Consider the following 23,209-nt stretch of genomic DNA (forward strand, 5'->3'; position numbering starts at 1 on the left):
GGCGTTCACCTGTCTTCCCATGCTCGTGACCCGGCAGGGTCGCTTGAAGATGTGCCCATGACGGTCATGTAGGCCGACTCGATGTCAGGCTGGACGATGGTGATTGATGCCAGACGGGCACTTTTCATGACCGGCTCCTGCAAGAGGCGGGCCAACTCCTGCTCTGGACTGGACACCGGGTGATCGGGCTCCAGGAAGCCGTCTGCCGTCCGCCATCCCGGGACCTGGCCTGGGATCTGATTGACGAATGAGACGCGCAGGGAAGCCCGGGCATATTTATGGAGTACCTCCTGCAGGGAGCCCTGGACCTGGATCCGCCCGTCGATCAGGAAGGCCAGGTCCGCGCCCATCTCTTCCAGCTCCTTCAGGTAGTGGGTGGTGTAGATGATGGTGGTGCCCTGCCGGCTCATGGCTTTGACCATGTCCAGTATTCTGGCGCGCGCCTCCACGTCCGCTCCGACTGTCGGCTCGTCCAAGAAGAGCACCGGGGGATTGTGGACCATGGCCATGGCGGTATGCAGGCGGCGCTTTTGCCCTCCCGATAGATTCTCGGCTGCTGTTCCTGACTGGGATCCCAATCCCATGAGCTCTACCAGTTCGTCGGCCCTTTTGCTGCCCTGCTTGGTGCTCAGTCCCTGCAGGCCAGCCATGCCGCGCAGGTTGTCTCGGACGCTGAGATGGGGATAGATGCCCAGGTCCTGGGGAGCAAGTCCGATGACCCGGCCGAAGATGCGCGAAGGGGTTCGATAAGGGTTGTGCCCCTCGACTGTGATGTGGCCTGAGTCCGGCTCGCCCAGCCCGGTCAAGGCCGAGATCAGGGTTGACTTGCCTGCCCCGTTCCTGCCCAGCAGGCCCAGGATGCTTCCGCACCTGACTTCAAGATCCACACCCTTAAGCACCTGCCTGCTCCCGAATGATTTGCGCACCTGGCGACAGGACAGGGCATATTCCCCTGAGTTGTTTCTTGCAGGTTGCAAGGTATACCTCCTGACGAATGTTGCTGATTAACAATGTTAACTATAATAACATTGTTAACTACTCAGTCTCACCATGATTCTGTGGACTGCGCCGGCTCTCGGATATTCTGACGTGGCGAGGTCGGGATATACGCCTTGCATCGTCTTGGAAGTACTATGCTTACCTCAGCAGTGTTGGGAATCCGATAATTACTCTTCAACGAAGAAGACCCGGGGGATTGTTCAAGTCCGAGCGGGGCAGGATGCTGTCTATGCCGCTATGCCTTGGTTGGCCGTAGCCCTGGCTTAGTGATTCCGCAGGCGCCAGTCTTCAGGGTCCCTATGGGCGTGGCAATAGCTGGCGTATACAGTAGCTGGCTTATGACAGAAAAATGTTGGCCCTGCTTAAGAGGAAGCTCCAGTTGGGGAGCAAAGCAGGAGATTGAAGGAGATTGAAGAAATGGGGTGGCTCCGCAATCTTGGGGGTTTGCGGGGCCACCCCGCTTACTCATGCAAAGAGCTCAGTGGCGGCGGCTGCTGGTTTCCCGCTGGTGGGAGGCTGCTGCTGTGGCGCCTGCAGCGGCGAGCAGTCCTGTGGCGAGCAGGACAAGCAGGCCGGTGCTGCCGGCCATGGGCAGGATGCCTTCATAGGTGTAGCCCAGGTGTGCGGTCGTCTGCGCGACTTGGTCGATGGTCCAGTCGACGGCCACATCGACGTGTCCTGCGTCGTGGGGTGGGTTGGTGATACTCCAGGTGCCGTCGTTGTTCCTGTACAGGCTGGTCCCGGGGATGCCGCCGAACTTGACGCCAGTGAGAACCAAAGGCGTCGGATCGAAAGCAACCGCCATGGGGGCCGTGCTTTTGACTGCCGTTTGATTGTTGCCCAGCTGTCCGTACTGGTTGTCACCCCAGGCCCAGAGGTTGCCATCCTGCCTGATGGCCAGTGAATGGAGTTGCCCCGCGCTGCTTCGAACGGCCTTGAATGCTTGGGCCTTATTGGCAGGGTCCTTGATGAGAGCGGGCTTTGTCTGATTGACGGTGTTGCCGATGCCCAGCTGTCCGTTGCTGTTTAATCCCCATGCCCAGAGATTGCCGTCCTGGCCGACCGCAAGGGAGTGATTCACGCCCGCGCTGATCTGAGTGGCTTTAAGACTTTGGCTGGTATTAGTGGGGTTCTGCACGGTTTGAGGCTTGTATTTATCACTGGTGCTGCCGTCACCCAGCTGGCCGTACCCGTTGTATCCCCAGGTCCAGGTGTTCCCGTTCGAATCGATGGCCAGGGCGTTCCAGCTTCCTGCGCTGATTTGGGTGGCCTGGAAGGACTGGTTGGGCAGTCGGGCCGGATTGGCTGCGTAATTGGTGCTGTTACTGGTGTTGTTGCCGAGCTGGCCATTAGTGTTGTACCCCCATGTGTACACGTTGCCGTCGGCGTCTAGGGCCATGACGAAGCTCCAGTTGAGGCTGACCTGGACCGCACGCAAGCTCTGTCCCGGATTGTCCGGGTCGGCGGCTGGTGCCGGGTTCTTCCTGGTTGTGCTGTATGCAGGCGTCTGCCCCTTGCCTGTGCTTTCGCTGCCCCAGGTGTAGACGCGGCTTTCAGAGTCGATGGCGGCCGAGTCGGCGACGCCGGCGCTGACCTGTACGGCTTTGAATGGCTGGCCGCTGGTGTCCTTGACGGGCTGAGGCTGGTACCGATCCGTGGTGGTGCCGTCACCAAGCTGACCATGATCGTTGTGTCCCCAGCTGTAGAGGATGCCATTGGATCCGATGGCCAGAACATGCGAGTCGCCAGCTGCAACCTGCATGTAGGTAAAGCTGGAATCCACGCCGTCGGGCAGGGGGACTCTGACAGGGGCCTTCTGCATGCTGGCATCGGCCGGTTTCTGAGCCAGCTGCCCGTACTTGTTGCTTCCCCATGCATAGGCGTTTCCGTCGCTGGCGACTCCTATGGAGAAACTGTCGACGCTCGCGGTCTGGTAGCCTCCGGCGCTGACCTGGTTGAAGCGGATGCCTCGGTTGATTGTGGGCGGGGTGATGGTCACATGTTGTCCGCCGAGCACATTGCCTTTTTCGGGGTTCAGGGCCCAGTGCGTGTCCATCTTGGTCCAGTGGGCAGCCAGGGTGATGTTGCCGGTGACGGTCTGGCTGAAGTCGTAGGCGATCTTGGAGTCGTTGTTGGTGTCTTTGATGAACCATCCGTCGAATAGGCAGCCGTTTGCTTTCGGGTCGGGGGAGGGACGTTTGGCCTGTTTGTTCTCGGCGAGGGTCTGGTTTTGAGGCATCCCGGAGGGTGCAGGGCAGGAGGTGTCCGCACTAGTAAAGGTGACTGTGTAGGAGTCCAGGTACCTGTAGGGGAAGTGAGCGTCCGGCTGTTGGCCGTTCAAAGTCCATGTGACTGCCGTGTCGACTTTTCCTCGCGCATGCGCGGGCGTGTTGACACTCCACGTGCCGTCCGCGTTCTTGGCTATGTTTGTGCCTGCTGACCCGCCGAAGCTGACAGCAGTGATTTTGGTAGTCCCAGGTATGTTTACCCGCACGGGGATATACCGCTCTGTGGTAGTGTTGTCACCCAATTGGCCATCGTCGTTGCTGCCCCATGAGTAGAGGTTCCCATCTGAAGCCAAGCCGAAGGAGGTGTTGTCCCATCCCGAGCTAGCCTGAATCCAGGTCAATCCGGTTGGTGCGTTTTGCGGCGCAGAAACCCGGACAGGAGTGTTTCGTTGCTCAGTGGTACCGTCGCCTAGCTGGCCGTTTTCATTGCCACCCCAAGAGTACAGGTTCCCGTCATTTCCTATGCCTAGTGATGTTTGGGATCGGTTACTTACCTGTTTCCAAGAGAATTGTGGAGATACCCCGTAGGGTTTGGTTGTCCGAGTTGGACCGTATGAATCTTTAGCAAGCCCATCGCCAAGACATCCGTTGGGGCCAGCTCCCCATCCATATGCGTTGCCATCAGATCCGATGGCTATAGAAGAGTAGTCCCCCATTTGGAATTGTCTCCAGGTGAAATTGGAGGGAACCCCTTGCGGTGTGGCAATTCGGACAGCGGTGAGTATGTCGCTAGATATTGATCCGGTACCCACTTCACCGCGGGTATTTGTGCCCCAGCTGTAGAGCAAGTTATCCGATCCCAATGCCAGAGAATGCCATCCCCAGCCGTTCATTTGCTGCCATGTGAATCCGGAAGGCACTCCTTTTGGTAACTTCACTTGGACGGGGGTATGCCGTTCGGTGGTGGTGCCGTCTCCCAGGAATCCATGTATATTGCTACCCCAGCTGTAGAGATTGCCGTCAGATCCTAGGCCAAGAGTATGCAGGCTACCTGCTGCTGCCTGCTTCCATATGAACCCAGATGGGACATTCGGGGGCGTGTTAACAGGTTCGGGGGTGTGATGCTCGGTTGTAGTGTTGTTCCCCAACTGGCCATAGGTGTTGTCGCCCCAACAGTAAATTTGACCATTTGATCCTAGGGCCACGGAGAACATGTATCCGGCTGAGGCTTGGACCCAGCTGAAATCCTGAGATACGCCCTGTGGTTTTTTCACTTTAGTCGGCTCGTGACGTTCAGTGGTGGTCCCATCGCCTAGCTGGCCATGCTCATTGCGTCCCCAGCTGTAGATGTTGCCGTCTGAGGCGACTGCAACGTTGTGTCCTCTGCCGGCGCTGATCTGGCTGAAGCGTACTCCCGGTCCGGGAGGGGTTAGGGTGACTTTCGTGCCACCGGCTACCGGCCCCTGAACAGGGCTCATGCTCCAATTATTGGTCCAATGGGCGGTGAGTTTCAGATCTCCGGTGACGGGCTGGCTGAAATCGTAGGCGACTGGTGTTGAGCCGATGAACCAGCCGTTGAAGAAGTAACCGTCTCGGGTTGGATCCGCTGGGCGCTTCGCACGCTCTCCGTCCATTACTGTTTGTGTCGTGTCGGTGCCTTGGGGACTGCTGAAGGTTACGGTGTGCGGTGTGGAGGCGCGTGCCTGTAGCTTGGCGTTGTCTTTGTCTAGCGAGGGAGCGATGGAGGGGGTCGGCTGTGTGGGATTCAGCGGGGAAGATGTAGCGAGGGGGAATGGCGAAGTAGGAGTTGTTGCTGTATCTGTTGGCTGGGTGGCTGTTGGCTGGGTGGTGATATCGGGAGAGTTACTGGATTGTTGTTGAGCTTCACGATCCGCCTCCTCCCCGCTATTTGCTTGTGTGGTCGGTGCTACCGTGTGGGTTGCGCTGGACTCGTTTGCGGTGTTGTCTGCCGTGGCATAGGTGCAGACTAGGAGACTTGCGGGCAAGATGATGGCCAGCAGGATGCTGATCAACAAGGCCGGTCGAGCCTCTATATTCGAGTGCTGACGAGGCATAAATGGATCCCCTTCCCCAGGAATCGCAGCCGCGTTGTCATGAATCCCCAACATTCGGCGAGTCACGCGCCGAAGACAACCTTGGCTACTTATATAAATTTACCATATATGTGAAGGCAAAGTGAAAATGAAATATGGAAAAATGTCGCCAGTCATACAGTGTATGACTGTATTTTTGCCTCTTATGTGTAAATGAATACGTGATTTCAAGTTGTTGGCGATTATGGATCCATCCTATTGGTCGGACCGCTTACTTGATGTAGCCGCGGGCTGTTGCAACAGTCACGGAGAGAAGCCCAAAAAGGAGCTGAAGAAGGATTCCGATGCTGTCCGTATGGCCCGTTGCCCTCCTAGGCATAAGGCTAATTGGGCTGGAGCATGATTGCAAGGCGCTTGAAGGCCTACACAACCGTTCCGATGTTAAATGGACCTACATCAGCCCTGCCGCTGATTTCCAAGCCGATGGAAAACGTACCGGTTCATACGGGTGCAGGCGAAGAATTGACGACAAATGCCAAGGGGGAGAGTTACGCCAGCTATGCCGATTATGCAATTGCTGTGGTGGATGAGGCCGAGTCAGGCAAACATGTAGGTGAACGCATTTCCGTTTATGCCGAGTAGCTGCATCGAATTGAAGCCCTTCACTTGAGAAACCGGTATTAATCTGCTTCTTTTCCGACAGCGCCGATTCCGTCGTGAGAAGTTGAAGGAGATGCCTATACCAAGATACCTTCGTAGATGTATCCCATTAGTGCGGTCGTCTGTAAGGCTCGGTCTAAGGTTCAGTCGATGGTCATGCCGACAGATCCTGCGTTGCGAGGCGGGTCGGTGATGCCCCGGGTACCGTCGGTGTTTCGGTAAAGGCCGGTACCAGATATGCCGCCGAACTTGATACTAGTGAGAACTACAGGTGTCATTTCGAATATCGCTTGGGCGGACATAAGGCTGTTCGCTGCATTCCCGATTCCAAATTTGCCTGTACTAGTTGTCAACACAGGCCCAGATTGTAAGCCTTCTACGCTGATAATGGCTGCTGGGAACTAGTTGACTGGCGGAGGGCTTCCACTCCTCTTCAGACACTGATGTATCCCTCATCCTTTTGATGCCTGATTTGTTACGATAGTCAACTTCTCACACGCTGTTTTTGCTGATGCATCCTCTTGAAAAGTTCTGGGGCGTTGTTTGCTTGGTACCCTCGACGCTGTCCTGGTTGAAGTGGATAAAAGATTGATTGCGCGCGCGGTGGCGTTCAATGTGTGTCCGCGTTTTAGCTGTGTCCGTGCCTGCCGATTCGCCGAGTCCGGTGGACTTTGAATCACCATTTTGCGCAAGATCTGACTCTTGAGAACAATATCTGTCCGTTAATATGTTTTGTCTATTTCCAAATAATTGATCAACGTACAGTAAGTGTATGGATAGAAAGATAGTACGGAGCAGAAAAGCTCGAAGAAGGGCTGCACGAAAATGGGGAGCACGCAGGACGATCGTACCGAGCGTACAAGGACGAGTGCTTGATCGATTCAGGGATAGCGTGAAATTGAAGGGGAAGAGTCGTTCGGAAAAAGCAGAGGCGATAAGCTTTATCAACGACATTGTGATCGCCGTTCTAGCAGGTATTTTGATTATATTTATGTTTATCTTGCAAGCTAGCCTGGTCTCGCAGCTGAGCTACCGTCTCATGATCGCAATAACCTATCTTTTACCGCTAGTTCTTCTGGTTTGTCTTTTTCTAACCCTCATAACGCCTATGGATCTGACTGTCGATTTGTCTTTTGCTGCCCACAGCCTCTATGCGTTTTGCCTTACAATTTCTGGGATTGATTTTGTTAATCTATTTACTGACAAGCTAGTAAAATTGAATCATCAAAAGGAATCTGCAGCTTTGCTGAATCTTCTGGCGCCTTGTATGTGTTTTACGTTAATGGAGTTGGTCGAAGTGGTCGCCTTGTTTTGCTGTCTTTATGATGTCGTTCATGGTCGAGTTGGGCGGTCATGGGATAGGTGGTGGATTCAGACTGCTGTTTACCCCCTTTTGGGTGTAATACTCTTAATGGTCTTCTGGATATTGTTCGAGGATAGGGGGGAAGCAGGCGTTTATAGTTCAAATATTTGCTCTGTCCTCATTTCTTTGCTTGTTGTCGGCTTTCTACTACAGATCATCAAACAGCGCCTATCCTTTAAAGATGATAAATTCAAGCAGAAACAAATTAACCTGCTCTCTATTCGTTAACCTTTGAGACAACGCGAGTTCATCCTTGACTTAAGGTTGGTCAGAATGCTGCTGCACAGACTGATGGTTTGTCTGGAATTCTAGAGCAGAGAATGACTAGAAGCCTTGACGCTCTTAACGATGTGACTTGTCTTAGATACTTTTCGCCTACGAAGGTTTCGAGACTCAGCTCAAGGACTATGGTCTTTTCCTGATGGCAGCGATGATATCGGTAGGTCAGTACGTTGCCGGGGTACATTTTATTGCTGAGAACTTGAATCACAACCAATACATAAGGGAGCGAAACCAGGGGTTACCAGCATCTTGGCTGGATAGTAATAGCCAACGGTATGAGCAATTTCAGCATAAGATATCACTTTCCCAAAGGAGCTCTCAATAATGCAATAATGTCCCGGGTCAAATGGTGTTCAACAGCATGGATACAGATCTGGTTGATGCAAACATCCAGTTCGAGATGCACAGAGACTTCCAGCCCACAGTCAGCACCGAGACATCGTCCAAAGAGCTCCCGCGCGGGCAGAAGATGACCGATCGGGTCATTTCCGGCGTCAATGCCGCCAATGGGGACGAGCAGGTGATCGACCAGCAGATCTTCGTCGTGGCTAAAGTTGGGGCAGTGGTGTGACTTTACATGCGCGGGTGCTGTTCTTGTGATTCATGGAGGTGGGGAGGTTGACGGCTGCCTAGCTTGGCGGGCGCGGGTGTGCTCTTGAGGAATCCAGGCTGGTCCTTGTCGTCCTGGTCGGACCCCAGTCGTTGTCGATCTCGGCCATGGCGAGCGGATTCTGATCGTCGTCCGTGCCGGTATCCTGCCGCGGATCAACGTCCGACTGAGAATCTTGCTCCGGCATCCAGACAAGGTCGCCGTTTTCGGGGAACTGCTCCCAGGGAGCTTCGTCTTTCTTTCAGATCAGCTCCGGATCCTTTCCAGTTCTATGATCTTTGCCTCGTCCTAAATCAGCGCTGTTAGATGGCTGCTCGGCAGATCCCTGCTTTCTTTGACCTGGATGAGCCCAAACTTGTTTCAACGGGTCCTGGTGAGGTCCCAATCGTTGCGTTACGAGGATTGTAGAGGGGATAATTGCTCTCTTCTGTCTGCGTTGCGGCCAACCGACAGAGGCAGAACCAGAGCAAAATAAGTTTTTGACACTGGATAAAACAACTAATATAATAAGTGCTGGAGGCGATAAAAATGAAAAAAACAGTTATCAAATCGGTGGAAGAGTCGAGGGGAAATCTTGATGAGGCTATGAAGCGGGCGTATGAGGAGCGGGTGACCATCGAGAGTATTGCCGAAGCCGCTGGTCTGTCAAAAGCTGAGGTGGAACGAGTTGTTAAGGATATGGATCTGTCCTGGAAAAACGTATCGCTGGTAGTGAAAGCGCTAGCTTGCCAAAAGCCTCCACAACTGACTACATACTCTGCGGTCGCCAAGGCGCTGGGCAGAAAAGGGCAGGCGGCGATCGCCGTCGGGCGAGCTCTGGCTACTAAAGGTAAGGCGACTCCTCTGGAAGGGGCTATTGTACTTACTTCCAACTGGAGGAATCCTGACTACGGTGGCTATCTAGTTCCCCTCGAGGAGCCAGACTGGGACATTGTCCGCGGCTCTGATTGTCCCCGCTACAAGGTGCTCATTCACCACGGCGTCGACGTGCGCGAAGGGCCGGACTCCGACCACTATCTGATCCCTGATGATCTGGTTATCACCATACCTAACGAGTTGCGCAAGATCGCTAAATTGGATTAAAACCGGTAGATTTTGGCGCATTCCTGCCGATCATATGATGGATGCTGGATGGTTGATCTGTCCGTCGTGGCCTATTTCTTACGTGCGTGATGGACAGACTGATCAGCCATCCTGCATTCATATGATCGGCAGAAATCATGATTTACAGATTCTGAAACGAGGTAGGGGTTGAGGGCAAGAAGGAGTGTTTATGGCGGATCAAGGAGAGGATGGGAACACGGGTCTGCAGAGCGTATCTGATCCTGTAGAAGGCGAGTCCTCGGACCTGCCGGCGATTGTGCCTGAGGTTGGGGGAGACTCTTCGGGTGGGGGGCATCGTTCGAAGTGGCTAGTCCCGGTGATTGTCGCTGTCGTGGTGGTCATTGCGGCTGTGGCTGGTCTTGTGGGTTGGCGCGTGCTTGAGTCCCGCCGGCATGATGCGGCGCTGGACTCCTGCAGCCGGGCTGTCAAAGTCCTGCAGGGAAAGACCGGCCCGGCCCGGATAGCCGTTTACCGCGAAGCATCCGGAGTGAGGGAGAATCAGGTCAAGGAAGCTCAGGCCGTCAGGGCCTTGGCCAGCAGCGTGAAGGCAGCCGGTGGGCTCAGGCCGCAGACTGTGCAATGCAAGGCTTCCATGTCCACGGATGCTTTGAACGCTGTCGTCGGCAAGGCCCGCCAGGAGAGCGGCGCATATGCTGCTGTGGGCAGGGATGCCAGGGCGGTTTTGGCTTCCCGGGATGCGAAGGTCCTGGATGATGCGAAGGCGGCCTTGAATGCGAAGAAGGATGAGGCGGCCAGGCTGCTGGATGATTCGGATGGTAAGGTGGCTGACAATGCGACTCGTGACGGCTTGCAGAAGGCTATAGACCGGGCCGGCCAGGTCAAGGGGGCTGAGGCGAAGACCTACCGGGATGCTGTGAACGACTTGCAGGTGGCCATCGACCAGGTGAACGCCTCCGTGCAAGCCAAGAGCCGGGCTGACCAGCTGGCCGCCCAGCAGGCGGCATCCTCCAATAACAGCGGCCGAAGCGGCTACACGCCCTCCTACCGGCCGTCCTACGGGCGGGGCGGCAGTGGAGGCGGATATGCACCAGCACATGAGTCGGCGGCGCCACAAAGCGGCGGTAGTGGGATTAACTGGGATCAATGGGTCCACGACCATCAGACCCCTAGCCAATGTCGTGCCGGGGAAGCATGCCCTATTGGCTGACTGATTCGAAAATTGAAGAATTTGCCAGTAGAAACGGTTGCTTGGTAGGTCTCCTGTCCCGCTGGTTCTGTTTGCGGGCGACCAAATGGATTGGCTATCCCTTCATGGTATGGGGAGGGAAACATAAATGATGACACCAGGAAAGATCAGGTGCTGTTTCTGTGCCTGGGAACTGGATGGGCCAGCAGGGTGGCGGCCACGACTACCGCCGCCACGTAGGTGCTGAATCGCCAGTATATTTTTCACAATAGAATTTCAGCCATTCATTGCTGCATTCGCCGGAGAATGCGATATGGTTCGGTTTACGTCTAAATATTGTAGACGTGGATTCTTTATGTTTGATGGTTTCTTCAGATACTATTTCGTTTTTACCACAAGCCTTAATTCAAGAAAACCTATTTGAAGCATACTGATTGACCCATGAATCGGGAAAGACCCAGCGACAAGAGATTCATTGTTTATAGAGGCACTTACTGATAGGACTCGAGCGATTAAAGCCGGAATCGACGTGTCGTAACAGCGAGGAAAAGCAATAACCGGAATTATGCGGCTTGCTTTGGCAGGCTTCGAACATGAGGATCGAGCAATGCAATCATTTCGACACCATCTGGCTGGTTGCATGAGAGCTTGTGCGAGTTGCCCTTTTTAATGTCGATTTGTGCAAATGGGAAGAAATTCTGCCCGTCGCCTGCAGGATAATTCAAGTTTGAAGAAGATCGCTGCATGGATTGCCCATTTACCTTGCATTGCTCGGGTTTTGCCTGCTTAAGGTCGGCCCGCCGTGCAAGTACATACATGGTTCCTGATTTGTTTGCAGAGATGGTTTTGACGCTGCCGTCACCAGAAACGTCGTACTTTGTCAAAGATGAAAAATAATCGGAGACCTGTTCCACTGACGGCTCTGACTGATTCGCCCCCTGGCAGCCGGAAAACAGTGCCACGCTCATCAATACTGCTATCAGGGCAATTATTTGTTTTTTCCAAATAGCCGCAGCCGTCCTTGCTTCGCTATGGAATCGGGCTGGCAATGCCGCCAACTGTCCCACGCGTCCATGGGAATCCCCCTGAGGTGCCTCTGCTGGATCAAAGTCCGTCTGTCCAAAAGCCTTTGCCTTCTTCATCAGTTCTCCTTAGGTAGGTGGAGGAGGTTTCACAACACTGTTAATTAGATTTAGGTTTCATAACCTAGAAGAGCGATTATTGGCTGAAGCAGGTTTAACTCTTTATCTAAAGTATACAAATATTTGCCGACTTGTATCATCATTGGTCGAATGCTGGCTATGTTTGCCTGTTATTAGCATGACGCGTGCGATCTCCACCGTCTGCAGACCCGAAGTCACAGCGCCTGCTCAAGGGTCTGGCCGTCGGGTTGTTTCCGCTGGCACAGGTCATCGCAGGCCTGGCGCTGACCAAACATTTCAATCTGAATGCCGTCATCACCCTCGCCTTCTTCACGCCGACCATGCCCGCCCTGATTCTGGATGGGAGCGGATCCTCCGGCTACTCCCTCTGGTTGATGCTTATCTACCATGCCTTCATGGACCTGTCCAACCAGCAGGTCTATCTCTTCCCCATCATGGCTGTGGCCCTGGTGGCCGTTGCACTGGCACTGAGTTTTCAGCCGTCGCCTAGAGAGGCAGATGGTGGTATGAGTGAGAGATTCAATATGAGCAGCTCTATCAATATCGGCCGGTCCCTTCGCAGATCATGCATGCATAATGACAGGTTGTGCCTGGGCATTGATGGCTGTATGCGCTTCCGATAGTGTTGGCTTCTACAGACATAACTTTTCGAAGTCTCCTGGCCATCTGTGTTGATGGCTTTGGGGCTGTGACATTGCATTGGTCCGGCCGCATGGGAGCTTCATTTCAACGAGGAGGTTAACAGCATGCTTCAAATAGCATGGTCAGACGTGGTGGGAGTCATAGATGCCATCAAATGGTATCTGGTGGTCTTTGCGCTCATCGTCATTGCCGCCATTATTGTTGCGGCGCTCGCTCATCTTTGGTCTGTTCCGATCCGCAAACTGGTCCGGTCCAACGCCATAGCTGTGCCCTTGGTGGCCCTGGTTGCTGTGATCAGCATGATACTGACAGGGCCCATGTCCACGCTGTTGAATTTGTCCATGAACTCGGATGCGGCAGGAAAGGCGACGATTTCGGACGCGACCACCGCCAAGGCTGGCAAGGTGGCCAAATCCATCGCAGGAGAAGGATTCGTACTGCTGAAGAACGATGATGGCCTTCTGCCACTCACCGACACCAAGAAGCTCAATCTCTTTGGCTGGGCCTCGGAGAATCCCGTTTACGGAGGCACCGGGTCGGGCGCCATCAATGCCAGCTATGATATCCAATCCCTCAAGGACGGTCTGCATAAGGCCGGTTTCCAGACCAATGATGACTTGAGCGCGTTGTATTCCAAACTTGGCAAGCGAGATTCCTCAAACAGCACCTTCAACAAGGGTTGGTCGCTGCCTGAAGTCACTGCAGACCGCTACACCGATGAAATCATGACCAAGGCCAAGGCTTTCTCGGATACTGCGGTGATCACACTGGCCAGAGTCGGTGGTGAGGGCTACAACGACATGCCCCAGGATATGAGCCAGCTGCCTGCTGACAAGTATCGCAACAATTCCGACAAATATGCCGACTTCCAATCAGGTGAATCGTATCTGCAGACCTCCCGTACCGAGCGCGACATGATCGACCTGGTCTGCAGAAACTTCGACAAGGTCATTTTCCTCTATAACGGATCAAACCCCATGCAGTTGGGATTCCTCAGAGATCATCCTCAGATTCGTGCCGCCCTCTGGGTTCCTGCTCCCGGCAATGTTGGATTCGATTCCCTGGGGGAAATTCTGTCCGGTCGCATCAATCCGTCTGGACGTACGACCGACACCTTCCTCTATGACATGCGCAAGGCGCCGTGGTGGAACAATGCCGCAGCCACCGACTATGAGAATCTGAAAAGCAAGGCTGTCAGCCTGCCGGTGGCCAAGGGCGTCACCTTCAAGCTCAAGCCGTCATACATCAACTACGTGGAGGGCATCTACGTCGGGTACAAGTATTACGAGACGGCCGCTTCTGAAGGTGCCATCGACTACGACTCCACGGTTCAGTTCCCATTCGGCTACGGACTGAGCTACACCAGCTTCAGCCAGCAGATGTCCGACATCAAGGACGAGGGCAATTCGCTCTGGTTCACCGTCACTGTCACCAATACCGGATCAGTTGCAGGCAAGGATACGGTCGAGGTCTACTCCAACCCGCCTTACACCAACGGCGGTCTGGAGAAAGCTACGGCCAACCTGATCGCATTGAAAAAGACCCGACTGCTTGATCCCAAGCAGTCCCAGACCATCAAGGTGTCCATTCCCAAGGAACGGCTGGCCTCCTATGACTATCTGGGCCACAAGGCCTATGTGCTTGAGCGCGGAGCTTACGAGATCTCCATCAAGTCCGACTCCCACCACGTGATCGACCACAAGGATTATACGGTTGATAAGGACGTGGTATATGGCAAGGGCAATCCCAGGCCCAGCGACAAGACAGTGGCGACCAATCATATCGACGAAGTTGCCGGTGACGTCCACTACCTGTCCCGCAAGGATCATTTCGCCAACTATGAGCAGGCGACTACTGCCCCTGCGCTGAAGGAGCTGCCCAAGAAGTATGTCGACCAGTACCATACGAACGCCGACTTCGACAGGGCCACTTACAGCCGCAAGCAGGACACCATGCCCACCACAGGTGCTAGGAACAATCTGAAGTTGGCCCAGCTGCGCGGCGCGTCGGCTGACGACCCCCGCTGGGACAAGCTGCTTGATCAGATGTCCGTCAAGGACATGTCCGATCTCACTTCGATGGCTGGCTTCCAGACGGCTGCTGTCGACTCCATCGGCAAGGTGGCGACGACGGATGCGGATGGTCCTGCAGCCATCAACAACAACTTCACGAAGAAGGGTTCGCTCGGATTCCCGGTAGCCGTGGTTCTGGCCAATACTTGGAGTGCGGACCTGGCGCGGCAGTACGGCGAGATCATGGGGAAGATGGCACGTGAGATGGGCATCGTTGGCTGGTATGCGCCGGCGATGAACACTCATAGGACATCTATTGGCGGCCGAAACTTTGAGTACTTCTCAGAGGATGGCGAACTTGCCGGAGTCATTGGTGCCAATGCAGTGGCAGGAGCCAAATCCAAGGGTGTATACGCCTATATCAAGCATTTCGCCCTCTACGATTCGAATGCGATGATGGTCAGCATCTGGTCCAATGAGCAGGCAGCCAGGGAGATTTACCTGCGGCCCTTTGAGATGTCCGTCAAGCAAGGCAAGGCCGACGCGACCATGGTCGGCTGGGACTACGTAGGCACCAAGTGGTCCGGAGAACAGGGGTGGATCAACACGATCATGCGCAACGAATGGGGTTTCAAGGGCATGGCTCTTACGGACTCCTTCGGGGCTGACGGCCGTGGCTTCATGAATGCAGACAACGCTCTGCCCAATGGAGTGGACGCCATGCTCTCGACGTATGGGAATGGCCCCAATGTGGTCGACAATCCCAGGTCCCCGTCCTCGGTGAAGTATCTGCGTCAAGCCAGCAAGCACATCCTCTACACGGTGGTGAACAGCGGCGCCTATGACGACGGTGGAGCCAAGGCGAATGCCATGCCAGCATGGAAGAAGATGGTGATCGGCGTGGATGTCCTCACGGCCATACTCGCGATTGCCGCCGAGGTTCTATTCATTAGACGCTATCTGCGTCGGCGCTCGCAGGCTGACGCGGTCGTCGCTGGTCGTGGTGACCTGACGGACCAGAATGGGCAGCAGGAATCCTGACGATTCGGGTCTCCAAGGCGGGGCAGGGGCATGATGGCTCCTGCCCCGCCTTAGTATTGATATCAGAATCGGAGGCTTAACCTTACTTGGCCTGCTTGTTTGGGATCGATGCCCGAGGGGCTCGGCTTTCCCTGGTCTGCACGACATGATTCGGGCATTGGATATTAATTCCACTGCGGTTTCTGAAAGCGGGGTGATGGAGACGACGACCAGCAGGTAGAGGGTGGTCATCCATTGCATGCTGGAGGTCCTGATACCGAAATGGCTCATGAGGGCCGGGAAGGTGATGTTCATGGCCGTTTCCACAATCACGCCGTAGAAGGACATGATGCCAGTGGCCACTACCGCGCCGATGACCCTGCGGGGGCTTGCCTGGGTTGCGCTCATGAGCGAGACTTTTTCCGGCCAGGGAGGAATCATCGGAGTTCAGAGTGATGAAATAGGCCAGCATGCGGTCGAAAGCAGCCAGATCACGTTGGTCGAACCGGCGTTCCATGGCTGTTTGCTGCCCGGCTAGGCACCAGTGATCTGACATCTACTTGGGCCAAGGCAATGATGCTGAATCGGGATGGTTTAGGGGAGGGGGTCGCCGACCTTACCTCGATTATTCCCGACGCTGGCTGATGTCGCTGACCGATCCGCGCTGGATCAACTTCGCCGGAATAAGCGTCTTGGTGTTTGTAGGAACGTATTCTCCCTCGCACTGAAGCTTGACTTTGGCGAAGGCCTCGCGCCCGATGGTTTCGAAGTCCATGCGCATGGTGGTCAGGCTCAATCTGGGGACTGTCCCGGTCAGAGAATCGTCGACACCGATCACGCTGACATCTTCAGGCACTCTTTTGCCGGAATCCTTGAGGCCTTCAACGGCTCCATAAGCCATCTGGTCGTTGGCTGCATAGATGGCTGTGCAATCAGCTTCATGCGCCAAGGCTCGCCCTGCCTCATATCCGCTGTCTGCTTCCCAGTCGCCTATATAGGTCGGCGGCACTGGGATGCTATGAGCTTGAAGAACGTCTCTCCAACCCTTGGCCCGGCTTTCCGCAGCTCGTGAAGTCGAGGGGCCTGAGATGTGGTAAACAGTGCGGTGGCCTTTCTTAAGCAGGTATTCGACAGCCGAAGTAGAGCACCCGTATTGGTCGGCATCAATAGTGGGGCAATGAGGGGAAGGTTTCTCGGTGATGAGTACCACGGGAAGCTCCTTGCTGGGTCTAAAACGATCAAAATCGGCGACTCTTTGTTCAAGCACCACTATGACGCCGTCCACAGGCAACTGCTTCATTTGCTCTACGATGTCCGCCAAGGTGATTTCCGATGAGTGGTTCACGATGTGCACGGTCGCCGCATATCCGAATTCTGATGCGGCTTCCACAGCGCCGTCCAGGATGCGCGCATTGCCAAATGTGGTGATGTTGAACAGGACGATGCCAATATTGTTGAACCGGCCGTGCTTCAGCGCCCTGGCGGCATAATTCGGTCGGTAGCCCAAGGCTTCCATGGCGTTCAGTACTTTTTGTCTGGTGTTCGGGCGCACAGCCGTGCTGTCATTGACGACTCGCGACACAGTTTGCGGCGATACCTCGGCAAACTGTGCAACGTCCTGTATCGATACCTGTTTCTTCCGTCCCATGCCTACCTGATCCAGCTCATGGGAGCTTGCCGTCCTTAGCGTCGGTTGCTCCTTGGTGGCAGACAATATGTTTGCGACACCATTTTTATAAACACCATTATATCAAAGATTCAGAGAATATTTGATTCGCAGATACGTGCTATTATGATAACGAAAACATCCGGTGAACGTCCATTGCAGTTCGATATGGTCGGAGCTTGATTGTTTGTGTTGTTGCAGAGCTTCGAGGGAGAAGGTCAGATATGGCTGCTGTTGCTAGCGGCGATGCTACCCGGTCAAGCAGTGCACCCCGGGGCCACGTGAGTTCTCGTTGGCGTGGTTGGTTGTTTATGGGGCCGTTTGCTGTGGTGTTTGTGGTGGTGTTTGTGGTGCCGGTGGTGTATGCGGTGTGGATTTCGTTGTTCCAGCATCGGATGGTCGGGGGGACGGTGTTTGTTGGGTTGGCGAATTATCGTCGTCTGCTGGCTGACGGGCAGTTCTGGTCGTCGGTGCGCCGGGTGGTGGTGTTCACGGTGGTGCAGGTGCCGATCATGCTGTGCCTGTCGGCGTTGATGGCCCTGGCCTTGGATTCGCTGCGTCTGCATGGGATGCGGTTCTTCCGTATTTCGACGTTTCTGCCGTATGCGGTGCCGGCGGTGGTGTCGGCCCTGGTGTGGGGGTTCATGTACGGGGCGAAGTACGGGCTGGTGGGCTCGTTGAACGCGTGGCTGGGCACGCATGTGGACGTGCTGCAGCCGTCGGTGCTTTTGGCGGCGATCGGGAACATCAATACGTGGGAGTTCACGGGGTATAACATGCTGATCTTCTATTCGTCGCTGTCGACGGTGCCGCGCTCCTTGTACGAGGCGGCGGCGATCGACGGGGCGGGCGAGTGGCAGGTGGTGCGCCGGGTGAAGCTGCCGGAGCTGCGGGGCTCGCTGGCGATCACGGTGATTTTCAGCATCATCGGCTCGTTCCAGCTGTTCAACGAGCCGAGCGTGATGCAGAACATGGTGCCGGGCAATGCGATCACGACGTATTACACGCCGAACATGTATGCGTATAATCTGAGTTTTTCGGGCAATCAGTCCAATTATGCGGCTGCGCTGGCCATCGTGATGGCGGCGCTGACGATGCTGGTGGCGTATGCGGTGCAGCTGCGGAGCATGAGGGAGCAGATGCGATGAGCGTGCTGGATGCTGAGGGCCGCCGGGTGCGGGCGGCGGAGCGTGCGCGGGCGCGCCGCGTGGCGGCGGACGAGCGGGCTGAGCGGCGTCGTGCGGCGTCGAGCGGGTTCTCGAACCCGTCGAATCCGCGCCGGTCGGTGTGGCTGACGCTGGCGTGCGGCGTGTTCGCCGTGTACTGCCTGTTCCCGTTCGCCTACCTGCTGGTGAACGCGACGAAGACGCAGGCGGATTTCACGAGCACGTTCGGCCTGGGGCCGGGCCGTTCGTTCGCCTTGTGGGACAACATCCGGGAGGTGTTCTCCTACCAGGACGGGATCTTCGCCCGCTGGCTGGCGAACACGCTCATGTACGTGGTGGTGGGCGCGGGCGGCGCCACGCTGCTGGCGGTGATGGGCGGGTACGCGCTGGCCAAGTTCCGGTTCCCTGGCCGCAAGGCGGTGTTCGCGGTGGTGCTGGGCGCGATCAGCGTGCCGGGCATCGCGCTGGCGGTCCCGCAGTTCCTGCTGTTCGCGAAGCTGGGGCTGACCAACACGCCCTGGGCGATGATCGTCCCCAGCCTGATCAGCCCGTTCGGCCTGTACCTGATGTGGATCTTCTCGGACCAGGCCGTGCCCGGGGAGCTGTTGGAGGCGGCGCGCGTGGACGGCGCCTCGGAGTGGCGCACCTTCCGCACGATCAGCCTGCCCCTGCTGGCGCCGGGGATCGTGACCTGCGCCCTGTTCACGATCGTGGCGACCTGGAACAACTACTTCCTGCCCCTGATCATGCTCAAGGACGCGGACTGGTACCCGCTGACCATCGGCCTGAACCAGTGGAAGGACCAGGCCAGCACCGCGGGCGGGCAGGCCATCCAGAACCTGGTCATCACCGGCAGCCTGATCACCATCATCCCCCTGGTCATCGCCTTCCTCCTCCTGCAGAAATACTGGCAATCCGGCCTCGCCGCAGGAGCCGTCAAAGAATAACCAAACAAACCAAACCCGTGCTATAGGCGAAGAGCCATAGAACAGCGAAAGATATCAGTAGTCATGCGTTGTTGCCAAGGACAACAGAAAAGGAGATAGGGACAATGAGGTTCGAAAAGATGACGAAGGTCATAGCCCTGACAGGTGCTGTAGCCATGGCGTTCGGACTCGCCGGCTGCGGTGGATCCGGCAGCGGTTCTTCTGCGTCGGGCAAAGACGGGAAGACCGAAATCTTGGTCTGGTCCTGGGATTCGACCCTTCCTAGGACAGTCAAGGGTTTCGAAGCCAAGAACCCCGACATTAAGGTGAAGGTCACTAATGTCGGCACCAACAAAAAAGAGTACACGGCCTTGAACAATGCCCTGTCCGCCAACAAGGGCGCCCCTGACCTTGCACAGATCGAGTATTATGCTCTGCCCGAATATGCTACTCAGGACAAGCTGCAGGATCTGTCTGACATGGGCGCTTCCGGATACAAGAGCTTCTACACGCCGGGCACTTGGGATTCAGTGAATTTGAATGGGGGCGTCTACGCGCTGCCTATGGATTCCGGACCCATGGCCCTGTTCTACAACAAGGAAGTGTTCGACAAGGCCGGAGTGACCGAAGTGCCCACGACCTGGGATGAGTATTACGAGGCAGCCAAGAAGATCAAGGCCGTCGGTTCCTACATCACTTCGGACTCTGGCGATGCAGGGTTCTTCGATTCCATGACCTGGCAGGCCGGCGCCAAGCCCTTTGCCACCAGCAAGGACGGCAAGACCGTCACCATCAATCTGACGGGTGACCCCAAGGTCAAGCAGTGGGACGACTACTGGCAGAAGATGATCAACGAGGACTTGATCAACACGAAGATTCCTGGATGGTCGGACGACTGGAACAAGGGCCTCAACGACGGATCAATCGCCTCCTTGCTCACTGGCGCCTGGATGCCCTACAACCTGCTGTCCGGTGCCCCTGATGCCTCCGGCAAGTGGCGTGTGGCGCAGATGCCGACCTGGGAAAAGGGCGGGACTGAGAATTCCGAGAACGGCGGGTCTTCCCTGGCTATGATCAAGACCAAGGACGATTCCAAGAGCAAGGCCGCGTACAAGTTCCTGGAGTACGCTTGCCACAACGCGCAGGGCATCAAGACCCGTGTCGATGGCGGCGCCTTCCCGGCTGACAACAACACGCTGAAGTCCAACGAGTTCCTGTCAATGACCAGCTTGAAGGACGCCAACGGCAAGGATAACGCCTACTTCGGCGGCCAGAAGTTCAACGAGGTCCTGTCGCAGGCCGCCAAGAACGTTCTGCCTGGCTACAAGTTCCTGCCCTTTGAGGTCTACGCACGTGGAATCTACGGTGACAAGATGACCGCTTTCACTTCTAAGTCGGCCACATTGGATCAAGGGATCGCGGCTTGGCAGAAGGATCTGCAGAACTACGCCAAGCAGCAGGGCTACACGGTGAAAAAGTAGGTAGCTCTCATCAATTTAGCGCTGTAGCGCAGATTCTTTAATAAGGTATACTGGCCAGGGAACAAGATGGATTTTCTCTGGCCGGTTCTTGCATGCCCACTGCCGTATCAGGACTGCGCTATTCCTCAGATTTTGGACCGCTGAAGCCTTTTGCAGCCTCCGACCAATAACAGGATGTACTGAAAATGGGCTTGCTGTTTCCAGTGAGATACTGCTTTTAAGGATCTGACTTGTAGCAGTAGCAACATTTCAATGGATGATTGTAATTTGATTTGCTTTGATAAACTGCTTTGAACTATTGGCAAGGACATCAGTTGGCTGGTTTGAGAATGTAAGAAGATATCAGTTTGAAGTTGACTCGCTTTCGACTCCGATGTCAACTCTGTCGATTGTATCGTTGATCCTCATGGATCGGGCTGATGTGTGGGTAAGATGGAGCTCTTTGGTGATGCCTGCCGAACATAGAATAGATGCTAGTGCTTTTGACTTCGCGACCTATACCTTCCTTATTGCGCGAACGACGTTTTTCTATCTGCAGCGGGTGGGAAAATTTTCCCATGAATCCGGCTATAGATTAGAGTGATGATCCTTTGGTAGCTATCTAATTATTCATATCGATAGGGGGAATTTGACTCCGAATCTGCCTAAAAGCCCATTCGCAGACAAGGAAGATTAGTTTACACCGGCCAGCTGTTATGCATGCCATTTCTATGGCACTTACTGGGATTTGGCGCTCATACACAGTATAAAGTTGAGTGTAAAAAATAGTGCGCTTTTTAAAATCCAATCAAATACCTAATTATAAGCATAACATTCAATATAATTAACTTTAATCGATTATAGTACAGCAGTTGGTTTGTTCTTTTGGGAAAACCATTCATTCTTCCCAAAAGAAATAACGAATATGTTCATCTCTGCTGCTTCGCCCTGAGCTGCTGTAAAATGTTAGAATTTTGTCGCTTTTGGTAGCTGAAACTTTTCAATTTGTTTAACGTTTCGTGGGTTAAATTACTTAACTCTTAATGTCAATCTAGTATACACGATATACGTGAATTCATTCCAGATGCTTGTGCTGCCGCACTCATCTAATTTAAACTGAGAAAGGTAATCTCTTAACTTGCTGATCAGCTGTATCGGATTTTCTGAAGAAAGCACGTAATACTATTCATATGATCTTTGACTTACCTGTTGGAAACGTCCGCTATGGCGTTGTTGGCGACTAATTGTGTCAATTGCATTAGTTGTTTCGGTTATGGTGTTATATAGCAGATGTGCTGGGACTTGGCTTCAGGACCAGGAGGACTTATTAATGCTTGCCAGTGACACTGGGTTGGATTGCTTCAAACTCCCAAATGGCGAAGATAGTTGGTCAAAGTTTGTGTGTGACGTTTCTCATGAAGGTGATATCGCTGAGCGCGACTATTTAGAGTTGAAAGGCTCTATGTTCGATATCACCTCTAAAAGAGATAAGCAGAAAATTGCCAAATTTATTCTTGGCTCAGCCAATCGTAATCCAGAAATAGCAAAACGGCATTTTCAAGGTTCTGCTTTGATGGTACTAGGTGTGGATTTCAACTCAATTTTGGGTGTTAAACGAATTGAAAAGGTTGAGCTCGATCGTGTCATCAACCCGTTTCTGGGTGCGTCAGGACCGCGGTGGGATATTCAGCGAGTGCCAATAAAGGGCAATCAGGATAAAGAGGTTCTTATAATTATTGTGGATCCTCCTTACGATGGACAGCCCCCTTTTCCTTGCCGAGCGGACGGTGAAGGCTTAAAGAACGGGGCACTTTATATAAGGGCTGATGGTGAGACCAGGGAGGTGAAAGCAGATGAACTTGATATGTTGATAAATAGAGCTCGACGGCGTTTAAAACGGGTGAAGTTACGCATAAGCGTAAAGGGCTCAGCTAATCAAGTAACTATAGATAGATCTCGAACCCTTGATGAGTATATAGAAAATACCACGAAAACACTGCTCGAAGCGGCAAAACTTCCTGATCGCTTCTCGTCAATCTCACCAGTTCTAAATAACTCTATTTTCTATGAAAACCGCACTAGAGATGAATATTCTAGGGAGATAAAGCAGTGGCAAGATGATTGTGTTGATAAGTGGGATGATGCTTGTCGGCGTATAGGTGCAGCGTACTGCGACCCAATTGATTTCATCGTTGATAACACAACGAAGGTTCACTTGAAAGCTGTAAAAATAAAAATTCATTCAGATTATTGTTTGAGTTTGATTGATCAGTTCGACAGTGATGAGGTAGACCTAGGATTACCTGAACCACCATCACTTTGGAGAAGTGGAATACAGCCTTTATGTTCTACTTTTGATCCTACAGTTTTCATTAATCATAAGTCTAAGATCAACGTGGTCAAAGTGAATAGCGGCATTGATATTATAATCGATGTTGGTGATTTGAGGCCGTTGGATAGTATAAATACTAAAATGCTAGATGAAGAGCCGCAAGTTTTGTTAGTTCCCGCAGAAATTAAAAGAGAGTCTATTAACTGTAATTGGACAGCGACGGCCGACGGAGTCGATGATGTATTCACAGGTAAATTAACAATCCCAGTAGGCCCTGTTAAAGACCTTACGAAGGTTACACAAATATTATTAAGGGTATAGAAATTATCTGGGACCGTTTATTTGCTATTTATTTGATGACCGTTAAATATTTTG

The 23,209-nt window shown here is 53.9% G+C and carries 17 protein-coding genes; 12 read left to right on the forward strand and 5 right to left on the reverse strand.

Going from position 1 to position 23,209, the window contains the following annotated elements:
* Nucleotides 1–5: 5 nt before the first annotated feature.
* Nucleotides 6–887 (reverse strand): ABC transporter ATP-binding protein, encoded by an 882-nt coding sequence (locus RAM15_RS01980; protein WP_306221838.1) that lies wholly within the window; start codon nucleotides 885–887, stop codon nucleotides 6–8.
* A gap of 590 nt (nucleotides 888–1,477) precedes the next feature.
* The gene (locus tag RAM15_RS01985) at nucleotides 1,478–5,356 is read right to left on the reverse strand and encodes an RCC1 domain-containing protein (protein WP_306222224.1); all 3,879 of its coding nucleotides are present in this window, start codon (nucleotides 5,354–5,356) and stop codon (nucleotides 1,478–1,480) included.
* 324 nt (nucleotides 5,357–5,680) lie between these two features.
* Here RAM15_RS01985 and RAM15_RS01990 point away from each other — a divergent pair, with 324 nt between their 5' ends.
* The 3 genes from RAM15_RS01990 to RAM15_RS02000 all read left to right on the forward strand — a co-directional run bounded on the left by RAM15_RS01990 (nucleotide 5,681) and on the right by RAM15_RS02000 (nucleotide 8,157).
* Entirely contained in the window at nucleotides 5,681–5,923 is a 243-nt protein-coding gene (locus tag RAM15_RS01990; protein WP_372338667.1) for a hypothetical protein, read from the forward strand.
* An 886-nt stretch (nucleotides 5,924–6,809) separates the two neighbouring features.
* Nucleotides 6,810–7,532: a hypothetical protein gene (locus RAM15_RS01995; protein WP_306221839.1), complete on the forward strand. Its 723-nt coding sequence runs from the start codon at nucleotides 6,810–6,812 to the stop codon at nucleotides 7,530–7,532.
* Nucleotides 7,533–7,947: 415 nt separating this feature from the next.
* Nucleotides 7,948–8,157: a hypothetical protein gene (locus RAM15_RS02000; protein WP_306221840.1), complete on the forward strand. Its 210-nt coding sequence runs from the start codon at nucleotides 7,948–7,950 to the stop codon at nucleotides 8,155–8,157.
* 58 nt (nucleotides 8,158–8,215) lie between these two features.
* On the opposite strand, the gene RAM15_RS02005 is transcribed toward RAM15_RS02000, so the two are convergent.
* A complete protein-coding gene (locus tag RAM15_RS02005; protein ID WP_306221842.1) occupies nucleotides 8,216–8,383 on the reverse strand; it encodes a hypothetical protein in 168 nt (55 codons plus the stop codon).
* A 341-nt stretch (nucleotides 8,384–8,724) separates the two neighbouring features.
* Between RAM15_RS02005 and RAM15_RS02010 the strand changes: the two genes are divergently transcribed.
* A complete protein-coding gene (locus RAM15_RS02010; RefSeq protein ID WP_306221843.1) occupies nucleotides 8,725–9,279 on the forward strand; it encodes a hypothetical protein in 555 nt (184 codons plus the stop codon).
* Between the two features lie 190 nt (nucleotides 9,280–9,469).
* Nucleotides 9,470–10,468 (forward strand): hypothetical protein, encoded by a 999-nt coding sequence (locus RAM15_RS02015; protein WP_306221844.1) that lies wholly within the window; start codon nucleotides 9,470–9,472, stop codon nucleotides 10,466–10,468.
* A 542-nt stretch (nucleotides 10,469–11,010) separates the two neighbouring features.
* Here RAM15_RS02015 and RAM15_RS02020 read toward each other — a convergent pair.
* Complete coding sequence (locus RAM15_RS02020) at nucleotides 11,011–11,589, reverse strand: hypothetical protein (protein WP_306221845.1); 579 nt, start codon at nucleotides 11,587–11,589, stop codon at nucleotides 11,011–11,013.
* Between the two features lie 185 nt (nucleotides 11,590–11,774).
* Here RAM15_RS02020 and RAM15_RS02025 point away from each other — a divergent pair, with 185 nt between their 5' ends.
* The 3 genes from RAM15_RS02025 (at nucleotide 11,775) to RAM15_RS02035 (ending at nucleotide 15,822) form a co-directional block, all read left to right on the forward strand.
* The gene (locus RAM15_RS02025) at nucleotides 11,775–12,233 is read left to right on the forward strand and encodes a hypothetical protein (RefSeq protein ID WP_306221846.1); all 459 of its coding nucleotides are present in this window, start codon (nucleotides 11,775–11,777) and stop codon (nucleotides 12,231–12,233) included.
* Nucleotides 12,234–12,356: 123 nt separating this feature from the next.
* Complete coding sequence (locus tag RAM15_RS02030) at nucleotides 12,357–15,305, forward strand: glycoside hydrolase family 3 protein (protein WP_306221847.1); 2,949 nt, start codon at nucleotides 12,357–12,359, stop codon at nucleotides 15,303–15,305.
* Between the two features lie 334 nt (nucleotides 15,306–15,639).
* The gene (locus RAM15_RS02035; RefSeq protein ID WP_306221848.1) at nucleotides 15,640–15,822 is read left to right on the forward strand and encodes a hypothetical protein; all 183 of its coding nucleotides are present in this window, start codon (nucleotides 15,640–15,642) and stop codon (nucleotides 15,820–15,822) included.
* Between the two features lie 87 nt (nucleotides 15,823–15,909).
* Here the strand turns inward: RAM15_RS02035 and RAM15_RS02040 are convergent, their stop codons facing one another.
* Entirely contained in the window at nucleotides 15,910–16,932 is a 1,023-nt protein-coding gene (locus RAM15_RS02040; RefSeq protein WP_306221849.1) for a LacI family DNA-binding transcriptional regulator, read from the reverse strand.
* 329 nt (nucleotides 16,933–17,261) lie between these two features.
* On the opposite strand from RAM15_RS02040, the gene RAM15_RS02045 reads away from it, so the two are divergent.
* The 4 genes from RAM15_RS02045 (at nucleotide 17,262) to RAM15_RS02060 (ending at nucleotide 23,155) form a co-directional block, all read left to right on the forward strand.
* Nucleotides 17,262–18,098, forward strand: coding sequence for a carbohydrate ABC transporter permease (locus RAM15_RS02045; RefSeq protein ID WP_306222225.1), 837 nt, complete (start codon nucleotides 17,262–17,264; stop codon nucleotides 18,096–18,098).
* Nucleotides 18,095–19,063, forward strand: a complete 969-nt coding sequence (locus RAM15_RS02050; protein ID WP_306221850.1) for a carbohydrate ABC transporter permease — start codon at nucleotides 18,095–18,097, stop codon at nucleotides 19,061–19,063. Before RAM15_RS02045 ends, RAM15_RS02050 begins: the two co-directional genes overlap by 4 nt.
* 104 nt (nucleotides 19,064–19,167) lie before the next feature.
* Nucleotides 19,168–20,523, forward strand: coding sequence for an ABC transporter substrate-binding protein (locus tag RAM15_RS02055; protein WP_306221851.1), 1,356 nt, complete (start codon nucleotides 19,168–19,170; stop codon nucleotides 20,521–20,523).
* Nucleotides 20,524–21,832: 1,309 nt separating this feature from the next.
* A complete protein-coding gene (locus RAM15_RS02060) occupies nucleotides 21,833–23,155 on the forward strand; it encodes a hypothetical protein (protein WP_306221852.1) in 1,323 nt (440 codons plus the stop codon).
* The last annotated feature ends 54 nt before the right edge of the window (nucleotides 23,156–23,209 follow it).

The organism is Bifidobacterium asteroides (genome assembly GCF_030758775.1).
Lineage (GTDB): Bacteria > Actinomycetota > Actinomycetes > Actinomycetales > Bifidobacteriaceae > Bombiscardovia > Bombiscardovia kimbladii.

Coding starts and splice junctions, on each gene's coding strand:
- RAM15_RS01990 (WP_372338667.1), top strand. CDS start 5,681: ATGATTGCAAGGCGCTTGAAGGCCTACACAACCGTTCCGATGTTAAAT.
- RAM15_RS02000 (WP_306221840.1), top strand. CDS start 7,948: ATGGATACAGATCTGGTTGATGCAAACATCCAGTTCGAGATGCACAGA.
- RAM15_RS02010 (WP_306221843.1), top strand. CDS start 8,725: ATGAAAAAAACAGTTATCAAATCGGTGGAAGAGTCGAGGGGAAATCTT.
- RAM15_RS02015 (WP_306221844.1), top strand. CDS start 9,470: ATGGCGGATCAAGGAGAGGATGGGAACACGGGTCTGCAGAGCGTATCT.
- RAM15_RS02060 (WP_306221852.1), top strand. CDS start 21,833: ATGCTTGCCAGTGACACTGGGTTGGATTGCTTCAAACTCCCAAATGGC.
- RAM15_RS02045 (WP_306222225.1), top strand. CDS start 17,262: ATGGGGCCGTTTGCTGTGGTGTTTGTGGTGGTGTTTGTGGTGCCGGTG.
- RAM15_RS01985 (WP_306222224.1), bottom strand. CDS start 5,356: ATGTTGGGGATTCATGACAACGCGGCTGCGATTCCTGGGGAAGGGGAT.
- RAM15_RS02005 (WP_306221842.1), bottom strand. CDS start 8,383: ATGCCGGAGCAAGATTCTCAGTCGGACGTTGATCCGCGGCAGGATACC.
- RAM15_RS02040 (WP_306221849.1), bottom strand. CDS start 16,932: ATGGGACGGAAGAAACAGGTATCGATACAGGACGTTGCACAGTTTGCC.
- RAM15_RS02020 (WP_306221845.1), bottom strand. CDS start 11,589: ATGAAGAAGGCAAAGGCTTTTGGACAGACGGACTTTGATCCAGCAGAG.
- RAM15_RS02055 (WP_306221851.1), top strand. CDS start 19,168: ATGAGGTTCGAAAAGATGACGAAGGTCATAGCCCTGACAGGTGCTGTA.
- RAM15_RS02030 (WP_306221847.1), top strand. CDS start 12,357: ATGCTTCAAATAGCATGGTCAGACGTGGTGGGAGTCATAGATGCCATC.
- RAM15_RS02050 (WP_306221850.1), top strand. CDS start 18,095: ATGAGCGTGCTGGATGCTGAGGGCCGCCGGGTGCGGGCGGCGGAGCGT.